The organism is Proteus faecis (assembly GCF_003144395.1).
Classification (GTDB): domain Bacteria; phylum Pseudomonadota; class Gammaproteobacteria; order Enterobacterales; family Enterobacteriaceae; genus Proteus; species Proteus faecis.
This window is the reverse complement of record NZ_PENZ01000018.1, coordinates 1-3,200: the sequence shown is the minus strand read 5'-3', so window position 1 is coordinate 3,200 and position 3,200 is coordinate 1. Positions and strand designations below refer to the sequence as shown.

Genomic DNA, 3,200 nt, shown 5'->3' with positions numbered 1-3,200 from the left:
AGAAAAGCGTGATTTAGAAATTGATACAGGTAGTAACTGGTTAATGCTTGAAGGTATTCCAGCAAGTGATTTTGTTGTTAACCCACTAACACCACCACAAGCAAAAGCCTTATTCCTCCGCCGTTTTAATGAACTTTATAAGGGAACTGAAAATGGCTAACGGATCAGTAAACAAAGTAATTCTTATCGGCAATTTAGGTCGTGATCCTGAAATTCGTTATCTTCCCTCTGGTGGTGCTGTTGCCAATTTAGCTGTGGCCACAAGTGAAAAATGGCGTGATAAACAAACGGGTGAAAACCGCGAAAAAACAGAATGGCATCGTGTTGTTTTGTTTGGAAAACTTGCAGATATCGCCAGTGGCTATTTGTGCAAAGGCTCTCAAATTTATATTGAGGGCCAACTACAAACGCGCGAATGGGATGATAACGGTGTTAAACGCTATACGACAGAAATTGTTGTAAAGGTTGGTGGTTCAATGCAAATGCTAGGTGGTGCAATTAAATCGACAACTTCACAGACTACACCACTATCACAACCACCCGTAGGTTTTGATGATATTCCATTTTAAGTACAGTAAGTAAAAGCGATAACAAAGACAACGATGGTTACAATAAAAACTAGTGATATACCAACTACTAAATCAAGTAATGTACTAGATATTTTTTCTATTTTATCTAGCTCAAAATCATCATTTAAATCTTTGTTTTCTTTTCCATTACCAAACATATATAAATTTCAATTAGAGTTAAATTTACATTTTGTCTAAATATCTTAGTTAATCAAGCGAATTATTCACCTTAAATTAAATTATTAAGATATGTAAGCAACAAATAGCTACTAATTATTAGCATCAACTAATATCTATTTAAACTGTGTACGGACAGTGTGGAGAGAAAATATGCAAATGTTGACTTTAGAGGAGTGGGCACAAGAGAGATATAAAAGCCGCCCACCAAAGTTAGGAACGCTACAACGATATGCTCGTGGTGGCCTGTTCTACCCACCAGCAAGGAAAGAAGGTGGCATTTGGCGCGTGAGAGAAGATGCCGACCTTGTCGGTAATTTGACATCACCGGTTATCAATAGCAACGATAACCCTATTTTACAAAGGATCCTCAAAGATGGCTGCCAGACCTCGTAAAAATAACGTCAATATCCCTAATCTTTACCCTTTATTTAGTCGTAAAGCTAACAAGGTTTATTGGCGTTATCGCCATCCTGTAACAGGTAAATATCATGCCCTCGGTGACAATGAAGCCGAGGCGAAAGCAATCGCTATTGAAGCTAACACAAGGTTAGCGGAACAACGTAGCCGACAAGTTATGGCTATTAGTGATCGGGTAGCAAAAATTAAAGGTAAGGAAATCACGGTTAATACTTGGTTAGATAAATACTGGATTATTCAAGAAGAGCGTTTAAAGGAAGGTGATATAAAACCGAATACTTATAAACAAAAAAGGAAGCCGGTAGATTTAATGAGACAAGCCTTATCCATGAAATCGTTACCTGCTGTTGATGCCAGAGATATTGCTGAAATTTTGGATGAATATAAATCTAATGGTCAGCACAGAATGGCACAAGTTATTCGCTCTGTTTTAATTGATGTGTTTAAAGAAGCACAACATGCAGGTGAAGTTCCTCCCGGTTACAACCCTGCCCTTGCCACTAAACAACCAAAACGAAAAGTAACTCGCCAACGCCTTAATTTTGATGAATGGAAAAAGATATTTGAGATTGCTGATAAACAACATCGTTATGTCGGAAATGCCATGTTGCTTGCACTTATTACAGGCCAACGATTAGGTGATATTTCCGCAATGAAGTTTAGTGATATTTGGGATGATCATTTGCATATTACTCAAGAGAAAACGGGTACTAAATTAGCTATTCCATTATCACTACGTTCTGAACAATTAAATATGTCATTACGTGATGTTGTTGCCCGTTGCCGTGATCGCGTTATTAGCCCTTATCTTATTCATTATTTTCATACCACTTCACAATCTAAACGTGGTGATCAAGTTACTGCAAATACGCTAACGACTAACTTTAAAAAGGCGAGAAATAAAACAGATATTGATTGGGGAGAAGGAACACCTGCAACATTTCATGAACAACGATCTTTATCTGAAAGGTTATATAGAGCACAAGGTATAAACACTAAAGATTTGCTGGGTCATAAAAACCAACAGCAAACCGATAGATATCATGATGATAGAGGAAAAGATTGGCTAGTTATTAACATTAATCATCTTTAACAAGCCAACCGTTATCAAATGACGCTTTTTCAAACTTCTTCATATGGCTAATAATCTTAGCCATACTTTCCTCTACTGGATATTCATTAGCAATGATAGCATCCATATAAAACATAATTCTAATCCATGATTTAAAATTTTGATCATGAAGAGTAGCAACAACGGGGGTTAAACACCTTACAGTTGCAATTTCTCTTTTACAAAAGGCCTTTATCTTATTTTCATCATTTTTAGATAATTGAATCTCTTTAAAATATGCAATTAATCTTTCAAGGTATTTTTGATTTTTTTCATAATGTATCCCATATAAAAATTCATCTTTATTATTATCTCCTTTAGGATACTCAATGCTTATCTTAATATCTTCTGGTAGGTATGTATCAATATGTCTTAAAAAAAAGATTAAAATTTCTCTTAATCTTTTTTCAGAAATAATCTTTCTATTCTTCTCCTCTTTTTTCTGAATATAATCAATAAAAAACAATATAACAATAAACTCAAGACATACGCCTATAAGCTCAGGTAGAAGGCTATCTGAAAAAAATGAGAAAAATGAGTCTTCGGCCATTGCATAAAAATAAAAGTAGAAATAAACAACCATCAATATAATAAAAATTACAACAAAACTAAATTTCATCTTATTTTTAGTAAAGAACTTCATGAATTAAGCCTTCATTTTGATAATTCGTTTTGATAACTTTTTGATAACCGTTTCAAGATTGACAATAAAAAACGGGAACTAATAAGCTCCCGTTAACTATTTATCAAATCAACAATTACATATGTTTGATAATCGCGTCACCAAACTCGCTACATTTCAGCAATTTAGCGCCTTCTAACTGACGTTCGAAATCATAAGTTACGGTCTTAGCGGCAATCGCACCTTCCATACCTTTAATGATTAAGTCAGCAGCTTCTGTCCAACCCATGTGGCGTAGCAT

The 3,200-nt window shown here is 35.0% G+C and carries 6 protein-coding genes; 3 read left to right on the top strand and 3 right to left on the bottom strand.

The features are described from left to right. Positions 1–152: 152 nt before the first annotated feature. The gene (ssb, locus tag DK858_RS05025) at positions 153–569 is read left to right on the top strand and encodes a single-stranded DNA-binding protein (RefSeq protein ID WP_109396452.1); all 417 of its coding nucleotides are present in this window, start codon (positions 153–155) and stop codon (positions 567–569) included. Here the strand turns inward: ssb and DK858_RS18030 are convergent. Beyond that, positions 566–727 (bottom strand): hypothetical protein, encoded by a 162-nt coding sequence (locus DK858_RS18030; protein WP_162556659.1) that lies wholly within the window; start codon positions 725–727, stop codon positions 566–568. The two genes, ssb and DK858_RS18030, sit on opposite strands and share 4 nt — an antisense overlap. 172 nt (positions 728–899) lie before the next feature. Between DK858_RS18030 and DK858_RS05020 the strand changes: the two genes are divergently transcribed. Next, positions 900–1,142, top strand: a complete 243-nt coding sequence (locus DK858_RS05020; RefSeq protein ID WP_109396451.1) for an excisionase — start codon at positions 900–902, stop codon at positions 1,140–1,142. Further along, entirely contained in the window at positions 1,123–2,259 is a 1,137-nt protein-coding gene (locus DK858_RS05015) for a site-specific integrase (RefSeq protein WP_109396450.1), read from the top strand. The genes DK858_RS05020 and DK858_RS05015 overlap by 20 nt, the downstream gene beginning before the upstream one ends. Here DK858_RS05015 and DK858_RS05010 read toward each other — a convergent pair. After that, positions 2,246–2,920, bottom strand: coding sequence for a hypothetical protein (locus DK858_RS05010; RefSeq protein WP_004247842.1), 675 nt, complete (start codon positions 2,918–2,920; stop codon positions 2,246–2,248). The two genes, DK858_RS05015 and DK858_RS05010, sit on opposite strands and share 14 nt — an antisense overlap. A gap of 115 nt (positions 2,921–3,035) precedes the next feature. Then, positions 3,036–3,200 (bottom strand): isocitrate/isopropylmalate family dehydrogenase (locus DK858_RS05005; RefSeq protein WP_081705898.1); only part of this gene is annotated, 165 nt, incomplete at its 5' end.

Excerpts from the sequence above, each read along its gene's own strand:
- ssb (WP_109396452.1), top strand. The coding sequence starts at position 153 with ATGGCTAACGGATCAGTAAACAAAGTAATTCTTATCGGCAATTTAGGT.
- DK858_RS18030 (WP_162556659.1), bottom strand. The coding sequence starts at position 727 with ATGTTTGGTAATGGAAAAGAAAACAAAGATTTAAATGATGATTTTGAG.
- DK858_RS05020 (WP_109396451.1), top strand. The coding sequence starts at position 900 with ATGCAAATGTTGACTTTAGAGGAGTGGGCACAAGAGAGATATAAAAGC.
- DK858_RS05015 (WP_109396450.1), top strand. The coding sequence starts at position 1,123 with ATGGCTGCCAGACCTCGTAAAAATAACGTCAATATCCCTAATCTTTAC.
- DK858_RS05010 (WP_004247842.1), bottom strand. The coding sequence starts at position 2,920 with ATGAAGTTCTTTACTAAAAATAAGATGAAATTTAGTTTTGTTGTAATT.